The organism is Nonomuraea sp. 10N515B, assembly GCF_052245915.1.
In the GTDB taxonomy this organism is placed as follows: Bacteria; Actinomycetota; Actinomycetes; order Streptosporangiales; family Streptosporangiaceae; genus Nonomuraea.
The window spans coordinates 1-24,390 of the sequence record NZ_JBQQBQ010000098.1 but is presented as its reverse complement, the minus strand read 5'-3'; the positions used below and the strand labels follow the sequence as shown (position 1 = coordinate 24,390).

Here is a 24,390-nt window from a genome sequence, read left to right as displayed (position 1 = left end):
GCTGCTCGGACGGGCTGCTCGGACGGGCTGCTCGGACGGGCTGCTCGGACGGGCTGCTCGGACGGGCTGCTCGGACGGGCTGCTCGGACGGGCTGCTCGGACGGGCTGCTCGGACGGGCTGCTCGGATGAGCTGCGCGGACGGGCTGCGCCCCTGAGGTGCGCCGGTGGCTGGCTGATCGCCGAGATCCGAAGCAATCCCGCCTCAGCCGTCAGCGAGCTGACCCCTGGCGGCCTCGCCTCCGACCCGCTAACCGGAGGGGAGCGGACTGACCGGCCCACATCCCCGCCCCGACCAGCCAACAGCCCCAGTCACGACCGACCGGACTACCCCGAGAACCCTTCCTTAGGCATCTCCAGATCGGCCTTCGCCAACTCCTCCACGTTTACATCCTTAAACGTGACCACCCGCACGTTCTTCACGAACCGCGCCGGCCGATACATGTCCCACACCCAAGCGTCCTGCATCTTCACATCGAAGAAGACGTCGCCGTTCTCCGCGGTACGGACGTCGAGGTCGACCGAGTTGGTCAGATAGAAGCGCCGCTCAGTCTCCACGACGTATGTGAACAAACCGACGACATCACGGTATTCGCGGTAAAGCTGCAGCTCCATCTCGGTTTCGTACTTTTCGAGATCCTCTGCGCTCATCGCGGTCCTCCTGTCGTACCGGTCCCCCGGTTTGCCTGCTCAGGCAACCCCGGCCCCCATTTCATTCTCACCCATCTCCCTGGCCACCGTGACGAAGGAGTAACGGTGGTCGGCACATGGGCCGTGCGTTTCCAGCGCCAGCCGGTGCCCCGGTGTGACGTATCCCTTGTGCTCGGCGAAGCCGTACTGCGGAAAGCGTTCGTCGAGCGCCACCATCAGGCGGTCCCTGGTCACCTTGGCCACGATGGACGCGGCCGCCACGCAAGCGGCCACCTGATCCCCCTTCCACACGGCGAGCGACGGCGCGGGCAGCCCGGGCACCGGGAAGCCGTCCGTCAGGATGTACTCCGGGTCACAAGGCAACTGTGCGACAGCTCGCCGCATTCCTGAAACGTTGCACTTGTGAAGACCTTTGGCGTCGATCTCCCCCGGCGGGATCACCACTATGCCTACATGGGAGACACGCGTGATCCGATCGTAAAGGGTTTCGCGCACCGCCGGCGTCAGCAGCTTCGAGTCGGCGAGGCCGGCGATCTCCCTGCGCAGGATCACGGCCGCGACCACGAGCGGTCCTGCGCAGGCGCCGCGGCCTGCCTCGTCGACGCCGGCGATCGGGGTGAGGCCGCGGCGGGCCAGCGCCCGCTCATAGGCGTAGAGCCCGGAATCGCGCCGGACGACGCTCGGTCGAGGGCGGAACGCAACTGTCATGACAGAGGCAGCGTACGCCCCATTCGCCGCGGCCCGCGACCGAAAGCCCCCTCTACTTGACCTTGTCGAAAATGTCGGGCCGGGAGAAGAGATAGCCGCGATTGAGCGGCCAGTAGCGCACCACCGCCGTGCCGACCACCGCGTCTTCCGAGATGAAGCCCCCACCGGGCGCCTCCATGTTGGACCGGGAGTCGGCCGAGTTGCTGCGGTGGTCACCCATCAGCCACAACTTTCCCGCGGGCACCGTGACGTCGAACTTATCGTTAGAGGCGAGATCGCCGGGATAGAGGTAGGAGGTCTCGTCCAGCGGCGTGCCGTTGACCGTGATGCGCTTCTTGGCGTCGCAGCAGACCACCTTGTCGCCGCCGACGCCGATGACGCGCTTGATGGTGTCCTCGCCGTTCCAGCCCTTGAACACCACGATGTCGCCGCGCTCCGGCTTGCCCGCGAGCTTGTTGACGAACACGCGGTCGTTGATCAGCAGGGTGTTCTCCATCGACTCGGACGGGATGTAGAACGAGCCCACCACGAACGCCTGCAGCAACAACGCGATGCCGACGCCCATCACCAGCAGCAGCACCGTCTCGCGGAAACTGCCCTTCTTCTTCTCTTTCCCCACGCCCTCCGCCTTCTTGGTGACGGCCATCAACGCCTCCTCCGCAGCCAGCGCCGACGAACCAGGACCAAGGGTATGGCCAGCCCAAACCCGGCGACGAGCGGGATCGACCCACCGAGCGCCTGGAGCGCGGGCTGTGCGAACGTGGCCGGGATGTCGATCGTGCTCGCCCGGTCGAACGGCCAGACGATCACGAACGCCCGCCCGATGACCTGACCTTCAGGTATGGAACCGCCACCCGGGTCTCCGGTATGTGAACGCGAGTCGAGCGAGACCGAGCGGTGGTCGCCCATGACCCACAGCCGCCCTTGCGGCACCGTGACGTCGAAGAACTTGTCGGAGGGCACGTTACCGGGGTAGAGGTAGCTCTCCTCGTCGATGGGCGTGCCGTTGACCGTGATGCGTCCCTTGGAGTCGCAACACCGGACGCGGTCGCCACCGATGCCGATGACCCGCTTGATGTAGTCCTTCTCACCGGGCACGAGGCCGAACGCCGTGCCCACCCACCGGAAGAACCCCGCGACCGCGTTGGACGGCTCCTCCAGCTGGAATTCGCCGTCCCAGGAATCGACGCCGGAGAACACCACCACGTCGCCGCGCTCGATGTCGCGCGTGTGGTAGACGAGCTTGTTGACCAGGACCCTGTCGTTCTTCAGGAGGGTGTTCTCCATCGACTCCGACGGGATGTAGAAGGCCTGGACCACAAACGTCTTGATGATCAGTGCCAGCACCAGGGCGACAACGACAAGAACAGGAAGCTCTTTCCAGAACGACCCCTTCTTCTCCTTATCCTGTTTTTCGCCCTTGGCCGGCTTCTGAGTCTCTTCGGCGACCACGTCCACCTCGTCCTCGACAGGGCGGCGCGCCGCGCCGTGCTCCTGGCTCTCGCTAGTCATCGCTGACGAGCCTAGATGATGATTCGGCTAGACAAGCCTCGACCGACGTTACACCGAGCACGAGTCGCTCCACATAAAGGAAACGGCCCTGTAAAGCCGAATGGCCCGCCCCGGAGGGCGGGCCATTCGGGAAAGACCAGGGCTTACTTGGCGGCCGTCGTCTCGCGCTTCTCGCGGATGCGGGCGGCCTTGCCGCGCAGGTCGCGCATGTAGTAGAGCTTGGCCCTGCGCACGTCGCCGCGGGTCAGGAGCACGACCTTCTCGATGACCGGGCTGTGCACGGGGAAGGTGCGCTCGACGCCGACGCCGTAGCTGACCTTGCGGACCGTGAAGGTCTCGCGGGCGCCGCTGCCCTGCCGGCGCAGCACGAAGCCCTTGAAGACCTGGATACGGGAGCGGTTGCCTTCGACGACTCGTACGTGAACCTCGAGCGTGTCACCGGGGCGGAATCCCGGCACGTCGCTGCGCAGGGTCGCCTTCTCGAGCTCCTGGATCTTCGTGTGCATGAGAGCTGTCCTCAAGTTCTCGTGAGCACGCGGAGGTCCACCCGGCCGAAGCTCGCGGCGGACGCGCTTGCTGATGTGATGAACCCGGGATCGTTTCCCGGGCATGACAGACCAACCACAAGAGGTTGGCAGCGATTCAGTTTGCCATATCTTCGGGGAGGACCCCAAACGAGAGCTCCTCCAGGAGCTTCCTGTCGTGCTTGTCGAGCGTGCCGGGGTCGAGTGCCGCCGCCAGCTCGGGCCGGTTTCGTACGGTGCGGCGCAGCGCCTCGTCCCGTCGCCACCTGGCCACCTTCCCATGGTGCCCGGACAGCAACACGGCAGGCACCTCATGGCCCCGCCAGACGGGCGGCTTGGTGTAGACGGGGCCCTCGACCAGGTTACGCATGGACCCGGGCGCGAAGGAGTCGTCCACGGCCGACTGGGCGTTGCCCAGCACGCCGGGCAGCAGCCTGCCGATGGCCTCCACCATGACCAGCACCGCGACCTCTCCCCCGGCCAGCACGTAGTCACCGATGCTGACCTCGTCCACGCGCAGCCGCGTGCCGTATTCAGCCATGACCCGCGCGTCGATGCCCTCGTAGCGCCCGCACGCGAACAGCAGCCACGGCTCCGCCGCCAGCTCCTGCGCGAGCTCCTGGGTGAACGGCCGCCCGCTCGGCGTCGGCACGATCATCCGCGGCGCGCCGTCCCCGATCACCGCGTCGATGGCCTCGCCCCACACCTCGGGCTTCATGACCATGCCGGGACCACCGCCGTACGGCGTGTCGTCGACGGCCTTGTGCACGTCGTGGGTCCAGTCGCGCAACTGGTGCACGCGTACGTCCAGGGTGCCGCGATCGCGTGCCTTGCCGATCAGCGACACGTCCAGGGGCGCGAAGTATTCAGGAAAGATCGAGATGATGTCGAGCCGCATCACAGCAGGCCCTCCGGCGGATCGACGACCAGCCGCCCGCCCTGCAGGTCCACCTCCGGCACCAGGGCCTTCACGAACGGGATGAGCGCCTCGTCGGCGCCCTTCCTGCGGACGACCAGCAGGTCCTGCCCGTGGTGCAGGACGTCGGTGACCTCGCCCACCGGATCGCCGGCGACGGTCTCCACCGCCAGGCCGATGAGCTGGTGGTCGTGGAACTCGTCGGGGTCGTCGGACGGCTCCACATCGGCCGAGTCGATGACCAGCATGGTGCCCCGCAGCTCCTCGGCCACGTCCCGGTCGGTGACGCCGTCGAACATAATCAGCAGGAAGTCCTTGTGCCAGCGTCGGCCGGTGACGACGAGCGGCCCCCGATCGGCGGGGTCGGTCGCGATGGACGTGCCGACGACGAAGCGCCGCTCGGGTTCGTCGGTAAGCACCTCCACGGTCACCTCACCGCGTACCCCGTGCGGACGACCTATCCGGCCGACGACCAGCTGCACGTGTTGTGCCCTTTCTTAACGCAAGCGCCCCCATCGGCCGGAGAGCCGATGAGGGCGCGGAAACCTGACGCTAACGGACTGCTTCGTGCAGATCGAGCAGGTCGACCCGCACGTATTTCCCGTCGGCCAGGGCGTTCACGACCGTACGCAGCGCCTTGGCGGTGCGCCCGCCGCGTCCGATGACCTTGCCCAGGTCCTCGGGGTGCACCCGGACCTCCAGGACGCGCCCGCTGCGAATGCGGCGTGCGCGGACCCGGACATCGTCAGGATGTTCGACGATGCCCTTCACGAGGTGCTCGAGAGCCTCCTCGAGCACGTCAGGCCTCGCCCTCGGTCGGGGTCTCGACGGGGGCCTCGGCCTCTTCCTTCTTCTTGGCCCTCTTCGGCGTGGTGGCGGCCGTGCCGGTGTCGCCACCGGACAGCGCCTCCTTGGCCGCAGCCTCGTAGATGGCGTGACGGTCCGGCTTCGGCTCGGCCACCTTCAGCGGCGCAGGGGCGGGCTCGCCCTTGAACTTCTGCCAGTCACCGGTGAGCTTGAGCAGCTTGAGCACCGGCTCGGTCGGCTGCGCGCCGACCCCGAGCCAGTAAGCCGCACGCTCGGCGTTGACCTCGATGCGCGAAGGGTCGTCCTTCGGGTGGTACAGGCCGATCTCCTCGATCGCCCGGCCGTCACGCTTGGTGCGGCTGTCGGCGACGACGATACGGTATTGCGCGTTGCGGATCATGCCGAGCCGCTTGAGCTTGATCTTGACTGCCACGGGTGTGGTCTCTCCTGCATTCGAGCGTGGGTGAGCGGCGCTTCGCCGAGTGGGGCACGGCTGGTCGACGCTCCAGGGACAGACGCGGCCGGCGGGAGGTTAGAGGGCGCCCACCTGGTCACGGTGTTCCAACATGTCATTGTGCCAGATCGACGGCACTGCCTACGACCTCATCGGGAAGGGCGCCGCAAAGCGCCGGCAACAATAGCCCAGGGTGGTTACTGCTGGCCCGGGAGCTTGAACTTGGAGGGGTCGAAGCCCGGCGGCAGGTCCATCCCCGGAGGCAGCTTGCCGTGCAGGTTTCCCAGCATCCCGCCCTGCTTGGGCGGCGCCGGAGCATCGCTGGACGACGCCTTCTCCAGCGCCGCCTTGCGCGGGTCACCGCTGACCCGCCGCCCCTTCTTGTTCTTCTTCTGCGCCTTGGCCGCCTTGCCACGCCCACCCGGCATGCCCGGGATGCCCATCCCGCCGGCCATCCGCTTCATCATCTTCTGCGCCTCGAAGAAGCGGGTGACCAGGTTGTTGACCGCGGTGACCGTGACGCCGGAGCCGGCGGCGATGCGCGCCCGGCGCGAGCCGTTGATGATCTTGGGGTCCTGGCGCTCGCCCGGCGTCATGGAACGGATGATCGCGGCGATGCGGTCGAGATCGCGGTCGTCGATCGAGTTGAGCTGGTCGCGCATCTGCCCCATGCCGGGCATCATGCCGAGCAGGTTTTTGATCGGCCCCATTTTCTGGACCATCATCATCTGCTCGAGGAAGTCCTCGAGCGTGAAGCTCTCGCCCGACGTGAGCTTGCCGGCCATCTTGGCGGCCTGCTCCTCGTCGAACGTCTTCTGTGCCTGCTCGATCAGGGTGAGGATGTCACCCATGTCCAGGATTCGGGAGGCCATCCGGTCCGGGTGGAAGGCGTCGAAGTCCTCGAGCTTCTCACCCGTCGAGGCGAACATGATCGGCCGGCCGGTGATGTGCCGGACCGACAGCGCGGCACCGCCGCGGGCGTCGCCGTCGAGCTTGGTCAGCACGACGCCGTCGAAGCCGACGCCCTCCATGAACGCCTGGGCCGTGGTGACGGCGTCCTGGCCGATCATGGCGTCCACGACGAACAGGACCTCGTCGGGCTGGACCACGTCGCGGATGTCGGCGGCCTGCTTCATCATCTCCTGGTCGATGCCCAGGCGGCCGGCGGTGTCGATGATGACGATGTCGTGATTGAGGCGCTTCGCCTCGTCGATCGACGTGCGGGCGACCCCGATCGGGTCGCCGACGCCGTTGCCCGGCTCGGGCGCGTAGACGGCGACCTGCGCCCACTCGCCCACGACCTGGAGCTGCTGGACGGCGTTGGGGCGCTGCAGGTCGGCGGCCACCAGCATGGGCGCGTGGCCCTGCTCGCGCAGCCACCTGGCCAGCTTGCCGGCCAGGGTGGTCTTGCCGGCGCCCTGGAGGCCCGCGAGCATGATGACGGTCGGCGGCGTCTTGGCGAAGCGGAGCCTGCGGGTCTCACCGCCGAGGATCTCGATCAGCTCGTCATTGACGATCTTGACGACCTGCTGCGCCGGATTGAGCGCCTGGGAGACCTCGGTGCCGCGGGCGCGCTCCTTGACCTGGGCGACGAACGCCTTCACCACCGGCAACGCGACATCGGCCTCCAACAGGGCGATGCGGATCTCGCGGGTGGTGGCGTCGATGTCGGCATCGGACAGCCGGCCCTTGGCTCGGAGGGAGGAGAAGACCGATGTCAGCCGGTCGGAAAGCGTCTCGAACACGTGGTTGGCCAGTCCTCGAAGCGAATGTACGTCGGAGACTCCAGCCTATCCGCTCTCCTAGCCGCTCCAGCCTGGCACGGCCATGCGAACCGTGAGCGCGTGCTCGACGAGATTGATCAGAGCGCCTTTGACCGAGTCCTTCGAACGCGCGTCGAGCCGCACCATCGGGATGTGCGGCGCCAACGTCAAAGCGTCCCGCACCTCGGCGTCGCTGTGCAGATACTGGCCGTCCCAGCCGTTCACCCCCACGATGAACGGCAGCTGCGCCTCTTCGAAGTAGTCGATGGCAGGAAAACTGTCGGCCAGGCGGCGGGTGTCCACCAGCACGACGGCGCCGATCGCCCCCCGCACCAGGTCGTCCCACATGAACCAGAACCGGTGCTGTCCAGGCGTGCCGAACAGGTAAAGGATCAGGTCACTGTCCAGCGAGACGCGGCCGAAGTCCATCGCCACGGTCGTCGTCGACTTCAACGGCGTCATGCCCAGGTCGTCGATGCCGGCGGAAGCGTCGGTCATGACGGCCTCCGTGGTCAACGGCATGATCTCCGACACCGCGCCGACGAACGTCGTCTTGCCCACGCCGAAGCCCCCAGCCACGACGATCTTCGTCGAGGTCAGGCCGGGGCTAGAGCCTGCGAAGTCCACTGAGCACCCTTTCCAGCAGGTTGACGTCAGGTCTACCCGCTTCCAGCTGCGGCTGATGCACTCGTAGGAGGCCTTCCGCCGCCATGTCCGCGATCAGAACCCGCACCACGCCGAGCGGGATCCGCAACAGTGCCGAGACCTCCGCCACCGACCTGACCTGCAGGCAGAGCTGGCTGATCGCCTTGTATTCGGGCGTGATGTGCGAGAACTCCCGATGCTCGGCGGTCGCCGAGGACACCAGCGCCTCCATCGCCAGCTTCACCTTGGGCGCGGTTCGCCCGCCCGTGACGGCGTAGGGACGCACCGGCGAGGCGGGCTCGGAGCTGGAGGGCGGAGGCTGCGGGGGCTCCCAGCCGCCGCTGTTCCACCCGCCGCTGTTCCACGATGGGTTCGTCACTCACATCACCTGGACTGGCTGGCGCGCAGCTCCGCGCGCACAGCCGGAGTCAGCACCTGACCGGCGCGATCAACCATCAATGTCATCTGGTACGCCACCAAACCCATGTCGCAGTCCGGTGCCGCCAGCACCGCCAGGCACGAGCCGTCGCTGATCGCCATGATCAGCATCAGGCCCCGCTGCATCTCCACGATCGTCTGGTTGACCGCGCCGCCCTCGAACACCCTGGCGGCCCCCTGCGTCAGGCTCACCAGGCCCGACGCGATGGCGGCCAGCTGGTCGGCCCGGTCAGCCGGGAAACCCGACGAAGCCGCGAGCGGCAGCCCGTCGGACGAGACGACCACCGCGTGCGCGACCCCGGGAACCGTACTGACGAAGTCGGTGATTAACCAGTCCACTCCGCGAGCCGCGTGGCTCAGGTCGTTCATTCGCCCTCCTGCGTCGGTCGCATGAACGACAGTCGGCTGTGCTTGATCGGCCGCTCGCTTCGCTCACTCATGCGCCCTCGTCCCTGCTGTTATTCCTGGGGCCGGACCCGTACGCCCTGCCCTCGCTGATGTCGTCGCGTGCCGCCCGGAAGCCTTGTTGGAAGCTCGAAAGGCGGCTGCGCACCCGGTCGGGCGAGACCGTCGGCATGGGCGCGACGCCCTTCGGCGCCGAGACGGCCTCGGCGGAACCAGGTACCAGGTTGGCCTTGGGCACCCGCTTGGGCAGCCCGGCCGCGGTGGCCCCGTCGCGTGCCGGCTCGACCACGGCCTCGGCGGCGCTCCAACCGGCGTCGGCCTTGGCCGAACCCCAGGTCGCCTCGTTGTCGCCGCCGTGCTCGAACCAGGCGGACTCGACCGAGGCGAAGATCGGCAGATACTCGTCCCCGGACGAGGCGGGCTCGACCGCCGGCATGGGGCCGGTCGCCGCGGACTCGGTCTCGGGGAAGTGGTGGCGCTGCGAGGCGGGGGCGGGCTGCTCGGGACCGCGCGTCCACGGGCTGGGCCCCTCGGGCGGCAGCGCGCCCCGCCGGGGCAGCGCTGTGGTCTCTCCCGTGACCGGCCCCCGCGAGGAGACCCACACGTCCGAGGAGGGAGCCGAGTTGTTCGCCATCCAGTTGTCGCCGGTCGCCGGCCATTGGGGTGCCGATGACCAGGAGCCGCTCGAGGCCGGCTCCGCCGACGGGTACGACGGGAAGGACGGATGCCCAGGCCCGGGCTGGTAGCCGCCCGGCTGCCACGGCCCGGCGGCCGAGGGCTGCGGCGTGTGGAAGGCCTGCTCGCGAGCGACGCCCGCGCCGGCGGTCGCGGGTGTGGATCCGGCGGTCGCGGGGGTCTGCGCACCGAGCAGGGACTCGGGGATGAGCACCATCGCGGTCAGCCCGCCGGAGCCGTGCGGGCGCAGCTGCACCCGGATGCCGTGGCGGTGCGCCAGCCTGGCGACCACGAACAGGCCCATGCGGCGCGAGACCGAGACGTCGACGGTGGGCGCGTCGATCAGCCGCTCGTTGGCCTGGACCAGCTCCTCGGCGGTCATGCCGATGCCGGAGTCGCTGATGGCGAGCATGATGCCGCCGCCGTCGATCCTGCTGCCCGAGACGGGCACGCGGGCTTCGCGGGGCGAGAACGACAGGGCGTTCTCGATCAGCTCGGCGAGCAGGTGGATGACGTCGTTGACGGCCTGGCCGGCGATGGAGATGCCCTCGGGCACCTCCAGCACGACGCGATCGTAGTTCTCGACCTCCGACAGCGAGGCGCGGGCGACGTCCACGAGCTTGACAGGCTGGCTCCAGCGGCGCGGCGGCTCCTGGCCGGCGAGGACCAGCAGGTTCTCGCTGTTGCGCCGCATGCGGGTGGCCAGGTGGTCGAGCTTGAACAGGTTCCCGAGCCGCTGCTCGTCCTGCTCGCCCTGCTCCAGCCCGTCGATCAGGGTGATCTGCCGCTCGACCAGCGTCTGGCTGCGCCGCGACAGGTTCACGAACATCGCGTTGACGTTGCTCCGCAGCTTGGACTCCTCGCCCGCCAGGCGGACGGCCTCGCGGTGCACCTCGTCGAAGGCGCGGGCCACTTCACCGATCTCGTCCTTGGAGTTGATCTCGATGGGCGGGACGTTCAGCCGTTCAGGGTCGACGTCGGTGTTGCGCAGCTGGCGGACGAGGTCGGGCAGGGTCTGGCCGGCGATCTTGAGTGCGTCGCCACGCAGGCGGCGGAGCGGACGTACCAGCGAGCCCGCCATGATGGCGGTGATGGCGAGGACCAGGAGCAGCAGGGCGGCCACGATCGAGATGTTGATCGCGGCGAGCTGCCGGTCGCCGCCGGCGAGGTCGGCGCTCCGGGTGGCCACCTGGTCCCCGAGCGACTTCTGGACCTGGTGGAGCCGGTCGACGGTCTCGCCGATGGCCTCGAACCAGAGGTCCACGTCCTTGTTGGTGGAGGGGTCGAGCCTGCGCAGGTATTGCTCCCTGGCGCTGCTCGACAGGGCACCGGCGGCGTTGTTGTGCAGCAGCACGGCGCGGGCGATGAAGAGCTCGGCGCGGGCGATCTTCGCGCTGGCGACGGTCTCGTCGAACGCCTGCCGCTGATCCAGCGAGGCGACAGCCAGGAAGGAGTCCCGCTCGCTGACCCGCCGGGCGGTGGCGTCGACGAACGCCTGGAACTCGGTCTCGAGGAAGGACCCTCGGATGATGCCGGCCATCAGGAGCGCGCGCTGCTTGGAGCCCTCATCCTCGGCTCGGGCGATGGCGCGCAGGGCGGCGCTGGTGGAGATCAGCTGCTCGTCCGTCGCGCCCTGAGCGACCTCGTCGTAGAGCTGGAGCATCTCGGTGATGGTCTCGGAGTACTTCTCCATCGTCGGCAGGGGCGGCAGCTGCGAGTCGGTCCCCGCCACCGTCTGGCGCAGCGAGCCCAACTGGCCGAGCCGGACCTTGATGCGCTCGAGGTTCCTTCGGCCGATGTCGGACAGGGACGGCTCGACGGTCTGCGCGGCCGCCAGGACGCGCTTGACGTTGACGTCGACGACCTCCTGCTGGTCGCCGTAGCGGTCCCTGTCGGCCGCCGACCGGGAGGCGGCGTAGCGGGCGGCCAGGTCGCGCTCGAGGCCGAGGTCGCGCGAGAGCTCGCCGAATTGGCCGACCACCTTGCCGACCTCGCCGATGACCTGGTACTGCTCCGCGCTGCCGATCGAAGTGGTGACGCGCAGGCCGCCGAAGACAACGGCCACGATCGTGGGAACGGCGATGAGGGCGATGAGGCGCGTGCGGACACGCCAGTTGCGCAGCGCGAGCGGGCTCCCCGCCTTGGGCAGGGTCACCTCCGGCACCTCGCCGCCCGCCGGCTGTTCGGGCACGTCCGGAGCCCTACCACGACCGGGGTCGGTCGTTGTTGTCCTCACTGGTGGCAACCTCTCGCCATGGCCTGCTTAGGGGGTCTCAGCGGCTTCGTCCCAGGGACGAGTGATCGCAGGCAAGTTCGAGGCCCAATTTGAGCACAAACCTCATACTTCAGCCAACGCCTCGACGGTATTCAACCGTTCCAAGGCACACATTGTTCACGTCGCAAGCCTTCGACCACGGAGCGCAACCACACCCCCGAGTCAGACATATCGCAACAAAGCGCTCTTTGTCCATATATTTACATCTATAGTCGTTTACCGTCATCTTCAATCGATAAAACTCCCATACGCGGCGCACCGCTGCCGATCGGAGTCCCCCTTCCGGTACGCTTCACGCCCGGTAACCTGTGCCGTCTCCAGAACTTCCCCCTGGTAGGAGAACCCCCCGATGACACGCAAACTGCGCTGCAGCGCCGTCGCACTCGGCGTCGCAGTCGCCCTAGTGCTTGCCGGCTGTAGCGGCTCCGACAGTTCCACGACCGCGTCGACCGGCGCCAACGGCTTGGAGAAGACCACCATCAAGGTCGGGGCGATCCCGATCCCTGACTCCGTATCGCTCTATATCGCGGTGAACAAGGGCTACTTCAAGCAAGAGGGCCTGACGGTCGAGCCGGTGGTCATCACCGGTGGCGCGGCAGCGATGCCGCAACTCCTGAGCGGCGCTCTCGACGCCACGCTCCAGAACTACGTGTCGGGGCTGGTGGCCGTCAGCAAGGGCCAGAAGATCAAGCTCGTCGCGGAGGCCTCCCAGGGCGCCCCGAACACGTTCAACATCATGGTTCCGAAGGACTCGCCCATCAAGACGGTGGCGGACCTGAAGGGCAAGACCGTCGCGGTCAACACTCTCGGCAACATCGCCACGCTCGCCGTGGAGACGCAGCTCAAGGTGGCTGGGCTCACCAAGGACGACGTCAAGTACAAGGAAGTCCCCTTCCCTGAGATGGGCAACGCGCTCAACACCGGCCTGGCCGACGCGGCCTGGATGGTCGAGCCCTTCATCACCTCCACCCAGAGCACGCTCGGCTTCCGCAAGCTGGCCGACACGATGACCGGCCAGACCGAGAACTTCCCCATCTCCGGCTGGTCGGTCACTGAGGAATGGGCGCAGAAGTACCCGAAGACGCTGGCCGCGTTCCAGCGGGCGGTCGCCAAGGCGCTGAAGGATGTCTCGACCGACCGTAAGGAGCTCGAGACGGCTCTGCCGACGTACACGAAGATCGACGCGAAGACCGCGTCCGTGATCACGCCGCTGAGCTACCCGACCGAGCTGACCGCGAACCGCCTGCAGAAGGTGGCCGACCTCCTGCTCGAATACAAGTACATCACGAGCCCGATCGACGTGAAGTCCGTCATCATCCCGGCCCCCGCGGCCGGATGACCAGTGCTCGAGTGCTCCGCGGCGCCGCCGGCGCCGCGGGGCTCCTTGCCGTCGGGGAACTGCTCATCCGCTTCGTCGTGAGCGATGACGTGGTCTTCCCCGCCCCCTCGACCATCCTGTACGAAGCCGTGCTCCTCCTGGTCAGCCCCGAGTTCCTGACGGGACTCGGCACGACCCTGACCAACTGGGCGCTCGGCCTGCTGATCGCGATCGGGATCTCCGTCCCCCTGGGCGTGCTGCTCGGCGCGCTGCCGCCGGTGGAGCGGGCCATCAGGCCCGTGCTGGAGTTCATGCGCCCGATCCCCTCCGTCGCGATCATCCCGCTCGCCATCCTGCTGATCCCGGTGGACGGGCTGATGAAGATCTCGGTCATCGTGTACGCCTGCATGTGGCCGATCCTGATCAACACCCTCTACGGCATGCAGGACGTGGACCCGCTGGCCAAGGAGTCCCTGCGCAGCTTCGGCTTCGGCCCGCTGGCCGTGCTCGCCAGGGTGAGCCTGCCCAGCGCCGCCCCGTTCGTCGCGACGGGGGTCAGGATCGCCGCGGGCATCGCGCTGATCCTGGCGGTCAGCGCCGAGCTGCTGGCCGGCGGCACCGCCGGCATCGGCGTCTTCGTGGTCCAGGCCGGCAGTGGCAACCGTATGGACCTCATGATGGCGGCGACGTTCTGGGCCGGGATATTCGGCGTGATCGCGAACCTGGCGCTCCTGGCCGGGGAGCGCCGCCTGTTCCACTGGCACCGCATGCGGACAGGAGCGCAGGAGTCGTGAAAACCCTCGTGAAGGCCGGCGCCAGGTTCTGGGTCATCCCCGTGGTGCTCATCGCCTGGGAGTTCATCGCGCGTGGGATGGAGGACATCGACTTCCCCCCGCCGACGACGATCGTCGTCCGCATGTACGAGCTGTGGTTCTCCGGGCCCGTCACGCGGATCTTCCTGACCGACGACGCGGTGGAGAACCTGCTGCCGAGCCTCGGCCGCATGTTGAGCGGCTGGATCCTGGCCGCCGTGCTCGGCGTGGTGCTCGGCGTGCTGCTCGGGCGCTCGCGGACGGCGACCGACTACGTGGACCCACTGATCGAGTTCGGCCGGGCCATCCCGCCGCCGTTGCTGCTGCCGCTGTTCCTGGTGCTGTTCAAGGCCGGGCTGACCATGCAGCTGGCCGCGATCGTGTTCGGCGTGATCTGGCCCGTGCTGCTCAACTCCATCGACGGGGTCAGGGCCGTGGATCGCACGTACACGGAGACGGCCAGAGTCTTCAACCTGTCGAAGGCGCAGTACCTCCGGGTGGTGCTCCTCCCGGCCGCCTCGCCGAAGATCTTCGCCGGGCTGCGGCTGAGCCTGTCGCTCGCGCTGATCCTCATGGTCATCTCGGAGCTGTTCGGCAGCACCGACGGCATCGGCTATCAGCTGCTGGTGGCCCAGCGCAGCTTCGACGGCGCGGGGGTGTGGGCGACGATCGCCCTGCTCGGGGTGCTGGGCTACCTGGTGAACTCCCTGTTCGTGCTGGCCGAGCGGCGCCTGCTCGTCTGGCACCGGCAGGCCAACCGCAACGCGTGATCCCGCTGGAAGGATTCATGCCGCATTCCGACGACCTCCTCTGGGGAGCCGTAAGCGATCTCTCCCGTTTCGCGGCCCTGCTGACCATGGCCGAGCTGGGCCTGGCCGACCACCTGACGCACGGCCCGCTCGACGGCGAGGAGCTGGCCAGGCGCTGCGGCGCGCACGCGCCTTCGCTGCGCCGGGTGCTGCGCGAGCTGGCGAGCCAGGACCTGATTCGTCCCACCGGTCCTGACACGTATGACCTCACCGAGCGAGGCGCCGCCCTGCGGTCCGACGCGCCGGACTCGGTCCGCTCCTCGATCCGCATGCTCGGCGAGGAGGGCTTCTGGTACGCGCTGGGCATGCTCCCCGCCACGGTGCGCGACGGCAGCTCGGCCTTCGTGAAGCGCTACGGCCACCTCTACGACCACCTGGCCAAGAACCCGTCGTCGAGCAGCCTGTTCGACGACTACATGAGGCGCCGGGCCGTCCCCCTCACCGAGGGCCTGGCCAAACGCTACGCCTTCCCCGCCACCGCGACCATGGTCGACGTGGCCGGCGGCAAGGGCCACATCCTGGCCACGGTCCTGCACGCCAACCCGCGGATGCGGGGCATCCTGTTCGATCTGGAGCACGTGACCGCCCACGCCGCGCGCACGCTGGCCGCGGCGGGCCTGTCGGACCGGGCGGAGGTCGTCGCGGGTGACTTCTTCGCCTCGGTCCCGGCCGGCGGCGACGTCTACCTGCTGGCCAGTGTGCTGCACAACTGGGACGACGAGGACGCCGTCAAGATCCTGCGCAACGTCCGCCAGGCCATGAACCCGGGCGGTCGCGTCCTGGTCCTCGAGGTGGTGTTGCCCGACGACGAGGCGCCGCATCTGGGCAAGGACATCGACCTGCGGATGCTGGCGATCTTCAACGGGGGCGCGGAGCGCAGCCGCGAGGAATACGCGGCGCTGCTCGGCCGGGCGGATCTGGCGATCGGCGAGGTCATCGAGATGGGCTCCGGAGCGAGCCTCATCGAGGCCGGTCCCCGCTGAGCGAGGGCCTCCGGCGTGATCGTCAGGCTGTCCTGGCGCCGCCGGGGGCTAACCGCCCCAGCCCGGCACGGCCATCCGCACCGTGAGCGCGTGCTCGACGAGGTTGATCAATGTGCTCTTCACCGAGTCCTTCTTGCGGGCGTCGAGCCGCACCAGCGGGATGTGCGGCGCCAGGGTCAGGGCGTCGCGCACCTCGGTGTCGCTGTGCGGATATTGGCCGTCCCAGCCGTTGACGCCCACGATGAACGGCAGCTGCGCTTCTTCGAAATAGTCGATCGCCGGAAAACTGTCGGCAAGACGGCGGGTGTCCACCAGCACGACGGCGCCGATCGCGCCGCGTACCAGGTCGTCCCACATGAACCAGAACCGGTGCTGTCCAGGCGTGCCGAACAGGTAAAGGATCAGGTCACGGTCGAGGGAGACCCGGCCGAAGTCCATCGCGACGGTGGTGGTCGACTTCAGCGGCGTCATGCCGAGGTCGTCGATCCCCGCCGAGGCGTCGGTCATCACCGCCTCCGTCGTCAACGGCATGATCTCCGACACCGCACCGACGAACGTCGTCTTGCCCACCCCGAAACCTCCAGCCACCACGATCTTCGTCGAGGTGAGGCCGGGGCTAGAGCCTGCGAAGTCCACTGAGCACCCTTTCGAGCAGATTAACGTCGGGCCGTCCGGCGTCCAGCTGTGGCTGGTGCACGCGGACCAGGCCTTCGGCCGCCATGTCAGCGATCAGCACGCGTGCCACGCCGAGGGGGATCCGCAGCAGGGCCGACACCTCCGCCACGGACCGGACCTGCCGGCACAGTTGACTGATCGCCTGGTACTCCGGCGTGATATGCGAGAACTCCCGGTGCTCGGCCGTGGCCGAGGACACCAGAGCCTCCATCGCCAGTTTGACCCGCGGCGCCGTCCGTCCACCTGTCACCGCGTACGGACGGACGGGCGAAGCGGGGTCTGGGTTCAGCTGCGACTGGGCCTGTGGCTCTGGCGGGGACGCCCATTCGCGGCTGGTCCATCGTGGGTCTGTCACGTGTACATCACCTGGTCTGGCTGGCACGCAGCTCCGCGCGCACAGCCGGAGTCAGCACCTGACCGGCGCGGTCGACCATCAGTGTCATCTGGTACGCCACCAGACCCATGTCGCAGTCCGGGGCGGCCAGCACCGCCAGGCACGAGCCGTCGCTGATCGACATGATCAGCATGAGCCCGCGCTGCATCTCCACGATCGTCTGATTGACCGCACCGCCCTCGAACACCCTGGCCGCCCCCTGCGTCAGGCTCACCAGTCCTGACGCGATGGCGGCCAGCTGATCAGCCCGGTCGGCCGGGAAACCCGACGAGGCCGCCAGTGGCAGCCCGTCAGATGAGACGACCACCGCATGCGCGACACCCGGGACCGTACTGACGAAATCGGTGATCAGCCAGTCGACCCCGCGTGCCGCATGGCTTAAATCGTTCATACTCCCTCCTCCCTGTCGTCGTTCCGCGGGCCAGAGGTGAACGCCGCCCTGCCCTCGTGGATGTCATCGCGTGCCGCACGGAAGCCCTGCTGGAAGCTGGAGAGCCGGTTGCGCACCCGGTCCGGGGACACCGACGGCATCGGCGTGACGCCCTTCGGCGCCGACGAGGTGTCGGCCGAGCCGGGCACCAGGTTGGCCTTGGGCACCCGCTTGGGCAGCCCCGCCGACGTCGATTCACCACGCACCGGCTCCACAACCGCCTCCGCAGCGCTCCAGCCCTCGTCCGCCTTGGTGGAGCTCCAGCTCTTGTCCCGCCCGAACCAGGCGGACTCCACGGCGGCGAAGATCGGCAGGTAGTCGTCGCCCGCGGACGCGGGCGGGACGGACGGCATGGGGCCGGTGGCCGCCGGTTCGCCGTCGGTGAACTCGAACCCCGGCCGCTGCGGCGGCATCGTGTCACCGCCGCGCCAACCGGGCACGGACCGCTTGGGCAGGCTGCTGCCGTTCCAGCCCGCGTTGCGCGGCGGGGACCAGACGTCGGAGCTGTCGTAGCCGCCGGCGCTGCGCGGCTCGGCCGGCCAGGCCCCGGGGTCGGGCTGCCACTGGGGCGGCGGGGCCTGCCAGCCGCCCGGCCCCCCGGCGTTCGACGGGAAGGAGGGGTGGCCTGGGCCCATCTGGTAGGCGGACTCCGGCCAGTCCGTGGCGGGCGGCGCGGGATGCGGTCCCGAGTACGGCTCCTCCCTGCCGCTCCCCGCGCCGGAGAAGGCGAGCGGCGGGTCGCCCGCCAAGGCAGGCGGCCGGCCGAACGCGGGCGGCTGGTCACCGCCCGCAGCGGGCGACTGTGCGAACGGCGAAGGCGGGTCACCGGGGAAGACGGCCGGCGGGTTGTAGGACGGTGGCTGGTTGCCGCTGTAGGACGGCTGGCCGGGGAAGGTCGGCGCCTGGGCGCCGAGCATGTTCTCCGGGATGAGCACCATCGCGGTCAGCCCACCGGAGCTGTGCGGGCGCAGCTGCACCCGGATGCCGTGCCGGTGCGCCAGCCTGGCGACCACGAACAGGCCCATCCGCCGCGAGACCGACACATCGACGCTCGGCGCGTCGGTCAGCCGCTCGTTGGACTGGACCAGCTCCTCCTGCGTCATGCCGATGCCGGAGTCGGTGATCGACAACATCACACCGCCGCCGTCGATCCTGCTGCCCGACACCGTCACCCGGGTCTCGCGCGGCGAGAACGACAACGCGTTCTCCACCAGCTCGGCGAGCAGGTGGATGACGTCGTTGACGGCCTGTCCCGCCACCGAGACGCCGTCGGGCACCTGCAGCACGACGCGCTCGTAGTTCTCGACCTCCGAGAGCGAGGCCCGCGCCACGTCGACCAGCTTCACCGGCTGGCTCCACCGGCGCGGCGGGTCCTGGCCGGCCAGTACCAGCAGGTTCTCGCTGTTGCGCCGCATGCGAGTGGCCAGGTGGTCCAGCTTGAACAAGTTGCCCAGCCGCTGCTCGTCCTGCTCGCCCTGCTCCAGCCCGTCGATCAGGGTGATCTGCCGCTCGACCAGCGTCTGGCTGCGCCGCGACAGGTTCACGAACATCGCGTTGACGTTGCTGCGCAGCCGTGCCTCCTCGCCGGCCAGCCGCACGGCCTCGCGGTGCACCTCGTCGAACGCCCGCGCCACCTCGCCGATCTCGTCATGGGTGTCCACGCCGATCGGGACGACCGGGCCGACCGTGCCCTCGCCGCTCTCACGCAGCTGCTGCACGGTCTCGGGCAGGCGATGCCCGGCGATGTCGAGTGCCTCGTGGCGCAGCTTGCGCAGCGGCCTGATGAGCGAGCGGGCGATGAGCGAGATGATCGCGACCACCACGAGCAGCAGGACCAGGATGAGCCCCCCGGAGATCAGCGCCGAGCGGTTGGCGCCTTCCTCCAGGGTCCGGGCCCGCAGGATCACCGAGGACGCCAGTTCCTTCTCCACGCTGCGCAGTGCGTCGATCTTGCCGGTGCTGACCTCGAACCATGTGGCCACGTCCTTGTTGGCCGGCACACCGATGCTCAGCTCCTTGCCCTCGGCCGACTGCGCCATGGCACGCAACCGGAACAGGTCCGTCTGGTCCACGTCCCGGCCGACCACGGTGTTGCGGTAGAGCTCCAGCTGCTCGAGGTTGGCCAGGGTGCCGAAGAGCGTCTCCTCGCTCTCCTCGCGCGACTTGGCGTCGGTGAGCGCGTCGAACTCGCCGCTGTCGAAGCCCTTCTTGTCCAGCGCGCTGGCGAGGATGCCACGCTGCTTGGACGCCTGCTCCTTGGCGCGGGCGATCGCGGCCGTCGAGCTGGCGCTGTCGGAGACCTGGTCGTCGACCGCGACCTGGCCGACCTGGTCGTGGAACTGCAGAAGGGCCGCGATGATCTGTGAGTACTTCTGGATCATCGGCAGCGGCTGGATCTTCCCGTTGACGGCCGTGTCGCGCAGCGTCGGGATCTCCTCCAGACGCCGCAGCACCGGCCGCACGGCCTCGGCGTGGGTGTCGGTGATCGCCTGCGCCCGGTCCTTGGCCTCCTCGATGAGCGCGTTCACCCGGCTGTAGGTGGTGCGCAGCTGGGCCTCGCGGTTCTCGGGGCGGCCTTGGGCAATCCAGAGGGCGCTCTCGTCACGTTCGAAGGACAGCTCGTGGGTGACCGCCCCGAGCTGCTCGCTGACCTCGGCGACCTCTCGAAGGGTCTGGTAGGTGCTGGCGTCGTTGAGCGAGGTGATCACGTTCAGCCCGCCGAGGCCCACGGCCACGGCCGTGGGAACGACGATCAGCGCGATGAGGCGCGACCGCACGTGCCAGTTGCCCAGCCCGAACCTGCCAGACGACGATGCGGCAGGCCGTCGCTTCTGGTGCGCGCGCGGCTCGCGGTCGGCGGAAGCTTCAGCGCTCTGCGTTCTCACTTGCCTTCGCTACCTCTCGCCCCGGGAGGGGAATTCTCGGTGACCATGCAGGTAAATGCACGTGGGGCAATATGTACGTCGAGATAAGCGCCATTTGAGCACACGGGTTAGCTAGGGCCAACCACCAATAGTGCCCCGATGAGGTGTTTATCCCTGATTGTCCGAAAAATTGGACTGAATCGGTAGACCGCCATCTATCTGGGAAAACATCCAATATCAAGCGTCCCATGAGCCACTTCGGACCCAGAGGACGCAGAGCAAGCTCTGTCCCAGGAGTAACGGAGGCCTCGTCGACACCACCTTTCCCAAAATGGACAAACACTCAGTTTCTTACAGCTCGTCAAAATTTCACGATATAGCGACAAACGGACATTGCAACCACAAGTGTTATCTTCGCGATAATGACCACCAATTTGGTGCTACGGTCAATCCCTGTTGTGCGTCAGGCACACAACCCCGGCAGCAGAAACCGCCCGGTCCCCCTCACCCCCCGGCTCCATCTGAAGGGAGTCCCTGACATGAGGCTTGGCCATCCCGCCAGGGCCGCCATCATCGGATTAGCTTTGACACTCGGCGCCGTCGCGTGCAGCACGGGCGGCTCCACTACTGCCAGCGCGCCACCATCCGCCACCGCCGGTGGCCTGGAGAAGACGAAGATCAAGATCGCCACCCTGCCGGCGATCGACAGCGCGGCCATCTACGTCGCCATCGACCAGAAGCTCTTCGAGAAGGAGGGGCTGGAGGTCACCCCGCAGGTCGTCCAGGCCGCGCCCGAGGCCATCCCCATGTTGCTGAACGGCGAGATCGACGCCATGTTCGGCAACTACGTGTCCATGTTCGCCGCCCACGACAAGGGCTCGCTCAAGCTGCGGATCCTGGCCGAGGGCTCGCGGGCCGCCCCTGACTCGCTGAGCATCATGGCCCTGCCCGACTCGCCCATCAAGACGGCCAAGGACCTCGAAGGCAAGACGATCAACGTGAACGTCCTGCGGAACTTCCAGGAGCTGGCCCTCACCCAGGTGCTCAAGGCCAACAACGTCGACCCCGCCTCGATCAAGTACGTCCCGGTGACGTTCCAGAACATCATGACCTCGTGGAAGAGCGGCCAGATCGATGCCGCCTACCTGGGCGAGCCCATGGTCACGGCGGCCACGGCCTCGATGGGCGCACGCAAGATCCTCGACCCGGCCTCCGGCCCCGCGGCCGAGTTCCCGATCTCCGGGTACGTCAGCACCCAGGAGTGGTACGACAAGAACCCGAAGGTCGCGGCGGCGTTCCAGCGGGCCATCCACAACGCGGCCAAGCTGATGGAGAACAACCGCGAGGCGGTGGCCAAGGTGCTGCCGACCTTCACCCAGATCGACGCGGCCACCGCGGCCACCGTCACGTTCCCGTACTTCTCCAGCAACGACAACCCGGTCCGGCTGCAACGCGTGGCCGACTGGATGCTGGAGGCCAAGTGGCTCGGCAAGGCGATCGAGGTCAAGTCCCTCATGTCGCCGACGACCTCCGGGTGAGCGCTCAGACCCTGGCCCGCGCCCGCCCGGCCGGGACCGCCACAAGGTGGTCGCGCCGGGCGGCCGGAGCCCTCGCCTTCGCCGCGCTGATCGAGTTGCTCAGCCGGACCGGCCTGGTGTCCTCCGAGTACCTGCCGCCCGTGACGGAGATCGCCGGGCGGGGCATGGCGCTCGTGTTCGACCCGGCCTTCCGCGGGCACGCCCTGACGAGCCTGCTCGCCTGGGCCATGGGGCTCGGCATCGCGGCGCTGATCGCCGTGCCGCTGGGCCTGTTGCTCGGCAGCGTGCCGATCATCGACGCCGCGTCCCGCTCGGTCGTGGAGTTCCTGCGGCCGATCCCGTCCGTCGCGCTGATCCCGCTGGTGGCGCTCATGATCGGCACGGGTCTGCAGCTGCGCGTCACGCTCGTGGTCTACGCCTCGCTGTGGCCGATCCTCTACAACACGATGTACGGCCTGCGCGGCGTCGACCCGCTGGCCAAGGAGTCGCTCAGGTCGTACGGCTTCGGCCCGTTGTCCGTGCTCCTGCGGGTCTCGCTGCCGTCGTCGGCACCCTTCATCATGACCGGTTTCCGGCTGGCCACCGGAGTGGCGCTGATCCTGACCGTGAGCACCGAGATCGTGGCCGGCCGGGGTGAGGGCATCGGCGTGTTCATCTTCTTCGCCGGCATCGCCATGCCCGCGCGGATGACCGACATCCTGGCCGGGGCGTGCTGGGTGGGGCTGTTCGGGGTCGCGGTGAACGCGTTGCTGATCGCGGCCGAGCGGCTGGCGTTCCGCTGGCATCACGCGCGGTTGGGAGAGCCGGGATGAAAGCCACGGCAGAGGTCGCCACGTTCGCGACCAGGACCACGCTCGCGCGCCGCAAGGGCGTGCGGACGGCGGCGTTCCGCTGGCTGGTGCTCGTCGTGCTGATCGTGGTCTGGGAGACCGCCACCAGGGCGGCGGGCAGCCCGTTCTTCCCTGCGCCCAGCATGATCGTGGCGCGGATGCACACGATGTGGTTCTCCGGGCCGCCCGCCACGGTGTTCCTGACCGACGCGGCCATCGAGAACATCCTGCCGAGCCTCGGCCGGATGACCGCCGGGTTCATCGGGGGCGCGCTGGCCGGCGTCGTGCTCGGGCTGGCGGTGGGGCTGTCCGCGCGGATGTACGACTATCTCGACGGGGTGCTGCAGTTCCTGCGGGCGATCCCGCCTCCCGCGCTGGTCAGCGTGTTCCTGGTGTTCGGGTTCGGGCTGCGGATGCAGCTGGCGTTCATCATGTTCAGCATCCTGTGGCCGGTGCTGCTCAACACCGCCGACGGCGCCCGCTCGGTGGAGCCCATGCACCTGCAGACGTGCCAGGTGTTCCGGCTGACGCGGGCCCAGCGGCTGCGCCTGGTGATCCTGCCGTCGGCGTTGCCCAAGATGTTCGCCGGGCTGCGGCTGGCCCTGTCGCTGTCCTTGATCGTCATGGTGTTCTCCGAGCTGCTGCCGGGCACCACGAACGGCATCGGATTCCAGATCACCTTCGCCAAGGACCAGACCGACCCCTTGTCCATGTGGGCCGGGATCGTGCTCCTCGGGGTGCTCGGCTACCTCCTGAACGAACTGTTCCTCATCGTGGAGCGCCGGGTGCTCGGCTGGCACCACTCCGCCCAGCGACTCACGGAGTAAGATCAGCGCCCTGAACAGGTTTACCTGACCGACATGTCCAGCTTTCCCTGCTCCGCTACAGTCTTGTGCTGATGCCGGTCCCGCCCCCCAAGGAACTCCATGCTCGAGATAGACAACCTCTCCCACGTCTACGGCGGCGGTAGCCCGAACGCGCACCACGCCATCGAAGGCCTCAACCTGAGCGTCGCCGCGGGCGAGCTGCTGTGCATCGTCGGGCCGTCGGGCTGCGGGAAGTCGACGCTGCTGCGGTCGATCGCCGGCCTGATCACGCCGACGGGCGGCGAGGTCAAGGTCGAGGGCAATCTCGTGCGCCAGACGCCGGACAACCTGGCCGTGGTCTTCCAGGACTACAGCCGCTCGTTGTTCCCGTGGATGTCGGTGGCCGACAACGTGGCCCTGCCGCTGCGCCGCAGGCGCATGGACAAGAAGGCGCGCCGCGAGGCCGCCCTCGAGGCGCTGGAGTCGGTGGGGCTGTCGGGCGCGGAGCGCAAATACCCGTTCCAGCTGTCGGGCGGCATGCAGCAGCGGGTGGCGATCGCGCGGGCGCTGGCGTACCGGCCGTCGTTGTTGCTCATGGACGAGCCGTTCGGCTCGGTGGACGCACAGACCAGGGAGGACCTGGAAGACCTGGTGCTCAAGGTGCGCGGCCACCACCAGATGACGATCGTGCTCATCACGCACGACATCGACGAGAGCGTCTACGTCGGCGACCGCGTGGTGGTGTTGTCCAAGGCCCCCGCGCACGTGGTCGGCGACCTCAAGGTGGACCTGCCCGGGCCGCGTGATCAGATCTCCACCCGCGAGCACCCCGACTTCGTGCACCTGCGCGCCGAGGTCGGCCGCCTGGTCCGCGGCCACGCGGCGGCCGTCTGACACCTCCTCCGGCCTCGCCCTCCTCGACATGGCCGCCGGGCAGGACGGCGTAGTGGTGACCGAGACACATCGGCCCCCGCTCGCCGTAGGCCTGGCACATGAGGCACGCCTCTGAGCGCCCCCGTCTGAGAAAGCAAGAGCTAACGGGGCTTCGCCCCAGCCCGACGAGGCATCGGGGTTGTGGCTGAGGTGGGGGCTCCGGCTGGCGACGAAACGGTGACACGATGTGCCCGTTCATGTGCCGCATGTAGCGGTGGAGTAGCCCT

At 68.3% G+C, this 24,390-nt stretch carries 26 protein-coding genes; 8 read left to right on the top strand and 18 right to left on the bottom strand.

Annotated features, from left to right (window positions below; translation table 11 throughout):
• Window positions 1-325 precede the first annotated feature (325 nt).
• From ACTWQA_RS55105 to ACTWQA_RS55040, 14 genes are all read right to left on the bottom strand, one after another.
• Window positions 326-649, bottom strand: a complete 324-nt coding sequence (locus tag ACTWQA_RS55105) for a DUF2469 domain-containing protein (protein WP_026215037.1) — start codon at window positions 647-649, stop codon at window positions 326-328.
• 39 nt (window positions 650-688) lie between these two features.
• Entirely contained in the window at window positions 689-1,357 is a 669-nt protein-coding gene (locus ACTWQA_RS55100; protein WP_305918217.1) for a ribonuclease HII, read from the bottom strand.
• Between the two features lie 52 nt (window positions 1,358-1,409).
• Complete coding sequence (lepB, locus tag ACTWQA_RS55095; protein ID WP_443166791.1) at window positions 1,410-2,003, bottom strand: signal peptidase I; 594 nt, start codon at window positions 2,001-2,003, stop codon at window positions 1,410-1,412.
• Window positions 2,003-2,869, bottom strand: coding sequence for a signal peptidase I (gene lepB, locus ACTWQA_RS55090; RefSeq protein ID WP_443166790.1), 867 nt, complete (start codon window positions 2,867-2,869; stop codon window positions 2,003-2,005). The genes lepB (ACTWQA_RS55095) and lepB (ACTWQA_RS55090) overlap by 1 nt, the downstream gene beginning before the upstream one ends.
• Window positions 2,870-3,012: 143 nt before the next feature.
• The gene (rplS, locus tag ACTWQA_RS55085; RefSeq protein WP_305918220.1) at window positions 3,013-3,375 is read right to left on the bottom strand and encodes a 50S ribosomal protein L19; all 363 of its coding nucleotides are present in this window, start codon (window positions 3,373-3,375) and stop codon (window positions 3,013-3,015) included.
• Window positions 3,376-3,511: 136 nt separating this feature from the next.
• Window positions 3,512-4,291 (bottom strand): tRNA (guanosine(37)-N1)-methyltransferase TrmD, encoded by a 780-nt coding sequence (trmD, locus tag ACTWQA_RS55080; protein ID WP_443166789.1) that lies wholly within the window; start codon window positions 4,289-4,291, stop codon window positions 3,512-3,514.
• Window positions 4,291-4,791, bottom strand: coding sequence for a ribosome maturation factor RimM (gene rimM, locus ACTWQA_RS55075; protein WP_443166788.1), 501 nt, complete (start codon window positions 4,789-4,791; stop codon window positions 4,291-4,293). The genes trmD and rimM overlap by 1 nt, the downstream gene beginning before the upstream one ends.
• Before the next feature lie 70 nt (window positions 4,792-4,861).
• Window positions 4,862-5,107, bottom strand: coding sequence for an RNA-binding protein (locus tag ACTWQA_RS55070; protein ID WP_043634919.1), 246 nt, complete (start codon window positions 5,105-5,107; stop codon window positions 4,862-4,864).
• Window position 5,108: 1 nt separating this feature from the next.
• Window positions 5,109-5,549 (bottom strand): 30S ribosomal protein S16, encoded by a 441-nt coding sequence (gene rpsP / locus ACTWQA_RS55065; protein ID WP_138667078.1) that lies wholly within the window; start codon window positions 5,547-5,549, stop codon window positions 5,109-5,111.
• A gap of 218 nt (window positions 5,550-5,767) precedes the next feature.
• On the bottom strand, window positions 5,768-7,315 hold the full coding sequence (gene ffh, locus ACTWQA_RS55060) for a signal recognition particle protein (RefSeq protein WP_443166787.1): 1,548 nt from the start codon (window positions 7,313-7,315) through the stop codon (window positions 5,768-5,770).
• A 57-nt stretch (window positions 7,316-7,372) separates the two neighbouring features.
• Complete coding sequence (locus ACTWQA_RS55055) at window positions 7,373-7,933, bottom strand: GTP-binding protein (protein WP_305918519.1); 561 nt, start codon at window positions 7,931-7,933, stop codon at window positions 7,373-7,375.
• A gap of 7 nt (window positions 7,934-7,940) precedes the next feature.
• The gene (locus tag ACTWQA_RS55050) at window positions 7,941-8,357 is read right to left on the bottom strand and encodes a DUF742 domain-containing protein (RefSeq protein WP_371825804.1); all 417 of its coding nucleotides are present in this window, start codon (window positions 8,355-8,357) and stop codon (window positions 7,941-7,943) included.
• A 5-nt stretch (window positions 8,358-8,362) separates the two neighbouring features.
• Window positions 8,363-8,785, bottom strand: coding sequence for a roadblock/LC7 domain-containing protein (locus tag ACTWQA_RS55045; RefSeq protein ID WP_443166786.1), 423 nt, complete (start codon window positions 8,783-8,785; stop codon window positions 8,363-8,365).
• A gap of 67 nt (window positions 8,786-8,852) precedes the next feature.
• Window positions 8,853-11,687 (bottom strand): nitrate- and nitrite sensing domain-containing protein, encoded by a 2,835-nt coding sequence (locus ACTWQA_RS55040; RefSeq protein ID WP_443166785.1) that lies wholly within the window; start codon window positions 11,685-11,687, stop codon window positions 8,853-8,855.
• 433 nt (window positions 11,688-12,120) lie between these two features.
• Here ACTWQA_RS55040 and ACTWQA_RS55035 point away from each other — a divergent pair, with 433 nt between their 5' ends.
• The 4 genes from ACTWQA_RS55035 to ACTWQA_RS55020 are packed head-to-tail and all read left to right on the top strand — an operon-like array spanning window position 12,121 to window position 15,693.
• Window positions 12,121-13,110 (top strand): ABC transporter substrate-binding protein, encoded by a 990-nt coding sequence (locus ACTWQA_RS55035; RefSeq protein ID WP_327584791.1) that lies wholly within the window; start codon window positions 12,121-12,123, stop codon window positions 13,108-13,110.
• On the top strand, window positions 13,107-13,883 hold the full coding sequence (locus ACTWQA_RS55030; protein WP_443166784.1) for an ABC transporter permease: 777 nt from the start codon (window positions 13,107-13,109) through the stop codon (window positions 13,881-13,883). Before ACTWQA_RS55035 ends, ACTWQA_RS55030 begins: the two co-directional genes overlap by 4 nt.
• The gene (locus ACTWQA_RS55025) at window positions 13,880-14,671 is read left to right on the top strand and encodes an ABC transporter permease (protein WP_443166783.1); all 792 of its coding nucleotides are present in this window, start codon (window positions 13,880-13,882) and stop codon (window positions 14,669-14,671) included. The genes ACTWQA_RS55030 and ACTWQA_RS55025 overlap by 4 nt, the downstream gene beginning before the upstream one ends.
• A gap of 17 nt (window positions 14,672-14,688) precedes the next feature.
• Window positions 14,689-15,693 (top strand): methyltransferase, encoded by a 1,005-nt coding sequence (locus ACTWQA_RS55020; RefSeq protein WP_443166782.1) that lies wholly within the window; start codon window positions 14,689-14,691, stop codon window positions 15,691-15,693.
• Window positions 15,694-15,741: 48 nt separating this feature from the next.
• On the opposite strand, the gene ACTWQA_RS55015 is transcribed toward ACTWQA_RS55020, so the two are convergent.
• The 4 genes from ACTWQA_RS55015 to ACTWQA_RS55000 all read right to left on the bottom strand — a co-directional run bounded on the left by ACTWQA_RS55015 (window position 15,742) and on the right by ACTWQA_RS55000 (window position 20,077).
• On the bottom strand, window positions 15,742-16,329 hold the full coding sequence (locus ACTWQA_RS55015) for a GTP-binding protein (protein WP_327584795.1): 588 nt from the start codon (window positions 16,327-16,329) through the stop codon (window positions 15,742-15,744).
• Complete coding sequence (locus ACTWQA_RS55010) at window positions 16,310-16,657, bottom strand: DUF742 domain-containing protein (protein WP_305918521.1); 348 nt, start codon at window positions 16,655-16,657, stop codon at window positions 16,310-16,312. The genes ACTWQA_RS55015 and ACTWQA_RS55010 overlap by 20 nt, the downstream gene beginning before the upstream one ends.
• 73 nt (window positions 16,658-16,730) lie before the next feature.
• A complete protein-coding gene (locus tag ACTWQA_RS55005) occupies window positions 16,731-17,153 on the bottom strand; it encodes a roadblock/LC7 domain-containing protein (RefSeq protein WP_020546542.1) in 423 nt (140 codons plus the stop codon).
• Window positions 17,150-20,077, bottom strand: coding sequence for a nitrate- and nitrite sensing domain-containing protein (locus ACTWQA_RS55000; protein ID WP_443166781.1), 2,928 nt, complete (start codon window positions 20,075-20,077; stop codon window positions 17,150-17,152). The genes ACTWQA_RS55005 and ACTWQA_RS55000 overlap by 4 nt, the downstream gene beginning before the upstream one ends.
• A 518-nt stretch (window positions 20,078-20,595) precedes the next feature.
• Here ACTWQA_RS55000 and ACTWQA_RS54995 point away from each other — a divergent pair.
• From ACTWQA_RS54995 to ACTWQA_RS54980, 4 genes are all read left to right on the top strand, one after another.
• Entirely contained in the window at window positions 20,596-21,594 is a 999-nt protein-coding gene (locus ACTWQA_RS54995) for an ABC transporter substrate-binding protein (protein WP_443166780.1), read from the top strand.
• A complete protein-coding gene (locus tag ACTWQA_RS54990) occupies window positions 21,591-22,406 on the top strand; it encodes an ABC transporter permease (RefSeq protein WP_443166779.1) in 816 nt (271 codons plus the stop codon). Before ACTWQA_RS54995 ends, ACTWQA_RS54990 begins: the two co-directional genes overlap by 4 nt.
• Window positions 22,403-23,251 (top strand): ABC transporter permease, encoded by an 849-nt coding sequence (locus ACTWQA_RS54985; protein WP_443166778.1) that lies wholly within the window; start codon window positions 22,403-22,405, stop codon window positions 23,249-23,251. Before ACTWQA_RS54990 ends, ACTWQA_RS54985 begins: the two co-directional genes overlap by 4 nt.
• Window positions 23,252-23,350: 99 nt before the next feature.
• Window positions 23,351-24,124 (top strand): ABC transporter ATP-binding protein, encoded by a 774-nt coding sequence (locus ACTWQA_RS54980; protein ID WP_327584799.1) that lies wholly within the window; start codon window positions 23,351-23,353, stop codon window positions 24,122-24,124.
• Window positions 24,125-24,390: the final 266 nt, after the last annotated feature.

Bases quoted from the DNA above. Each gene is read 5' to 3' on its own strand.
- ACTWQA_RS55030 (WP_443166784.1), top strand. From the start codon at position 13,107: ATGACCAGTGCTCGAGTGCTCCGCGGCGCCGCCGGCGCCGCGGGGCTC.
- ACTWQA_RS54985 (WP_443166778.1), top strand. From the start codon at position 22,403: ATGAAAGCCACGGCAGAGGTCGCCACGTTCGCGACCAGGACCACGCTC.
- ACTWQA_RS55105 (WP_026215037.1), bottom strand. From the start codon at position 649: ATGAGCGCAGAGGATCTCGAAAAGTACGAAACCGAGATGGAGCTGCAG.
- lepB (WP_443166790.1), bottom strand. From the start codon at position 2,869: ATGACTAGCGAGAGCCAGGAGCACGGCGCGGCGCGCCGCCCTGTCGAG.
- ACTWQA_RS55005 (WP_020546542.1), bottom strand. From the start codon at position 17,153: ATGAACGATTTAAGCCATGCGGCACGCGGGGTCGACTGGCTGATCACC.
- ACTWQA_RS55045 (WP_443166786.1), bottom strand. From the start codon at position 8,785: ATGAACGACCTGAGCCACGCGGCTCGCGGAGTGGACTGGTTAATCACC.
- ACTWQA_RS55020 (WP_443166782.1), top strand. From the start codon at position 14,689: ATGCCGCATTCCGACGACCTCCTCTGGGGAGCCGTAAGCGATCTCTCC.
- trmD (WP_443166789.1), bottom strand. From the start codon at position 4,291: ATGCGGCTCGACATCATCTCGATCTTTCCTGAATACTTCGCGCCCCTG.
- lepB (WP_443166791.1), bottom strand. From the start codon at position 2,003: ATGGCCGTCACCAAGAAGGCGGAGGGCGTGGGGAAAGAGAAGAAGAAG.
- ACTWQA_RS55100 (WP_305918217.1), bottom strand. From the start codon at position 1,357: ATGACAGTTGCGTTCCGCCCTCGACCGAGCGTCGTCCGGCGCGATTCC.
- ACTWQA_RS54995 (WP_443166780.1), top strand. From the start codon at position 20,596: ATGAGGCTTGGCCATCCCGCCAGGGCCGCCATCATCGGATTAGCTTTG.
- ACTWQA_RS54980 (WP_327584799.1), top strand. From the start codon at position 23,351: ATGCTCGAGATAGACAACCTCTCCCACGTCTACGGCGGCGGTAGCCCG.
- rplS (WP_305918220.1), bottom strand. From the start codon at position 3,375: ATGCACACGAAGATCCAGGAGCTCGAGAAGGCGACCCTGCGCAGCGAC.
- ACTWQA_RS55035 (WP_327584791.1), top strand. From the start codon at position 12,121: ATGACACGCAAACTGCGCTGCAGCGCCGTCGCACTCGGCGTCGCAGTC.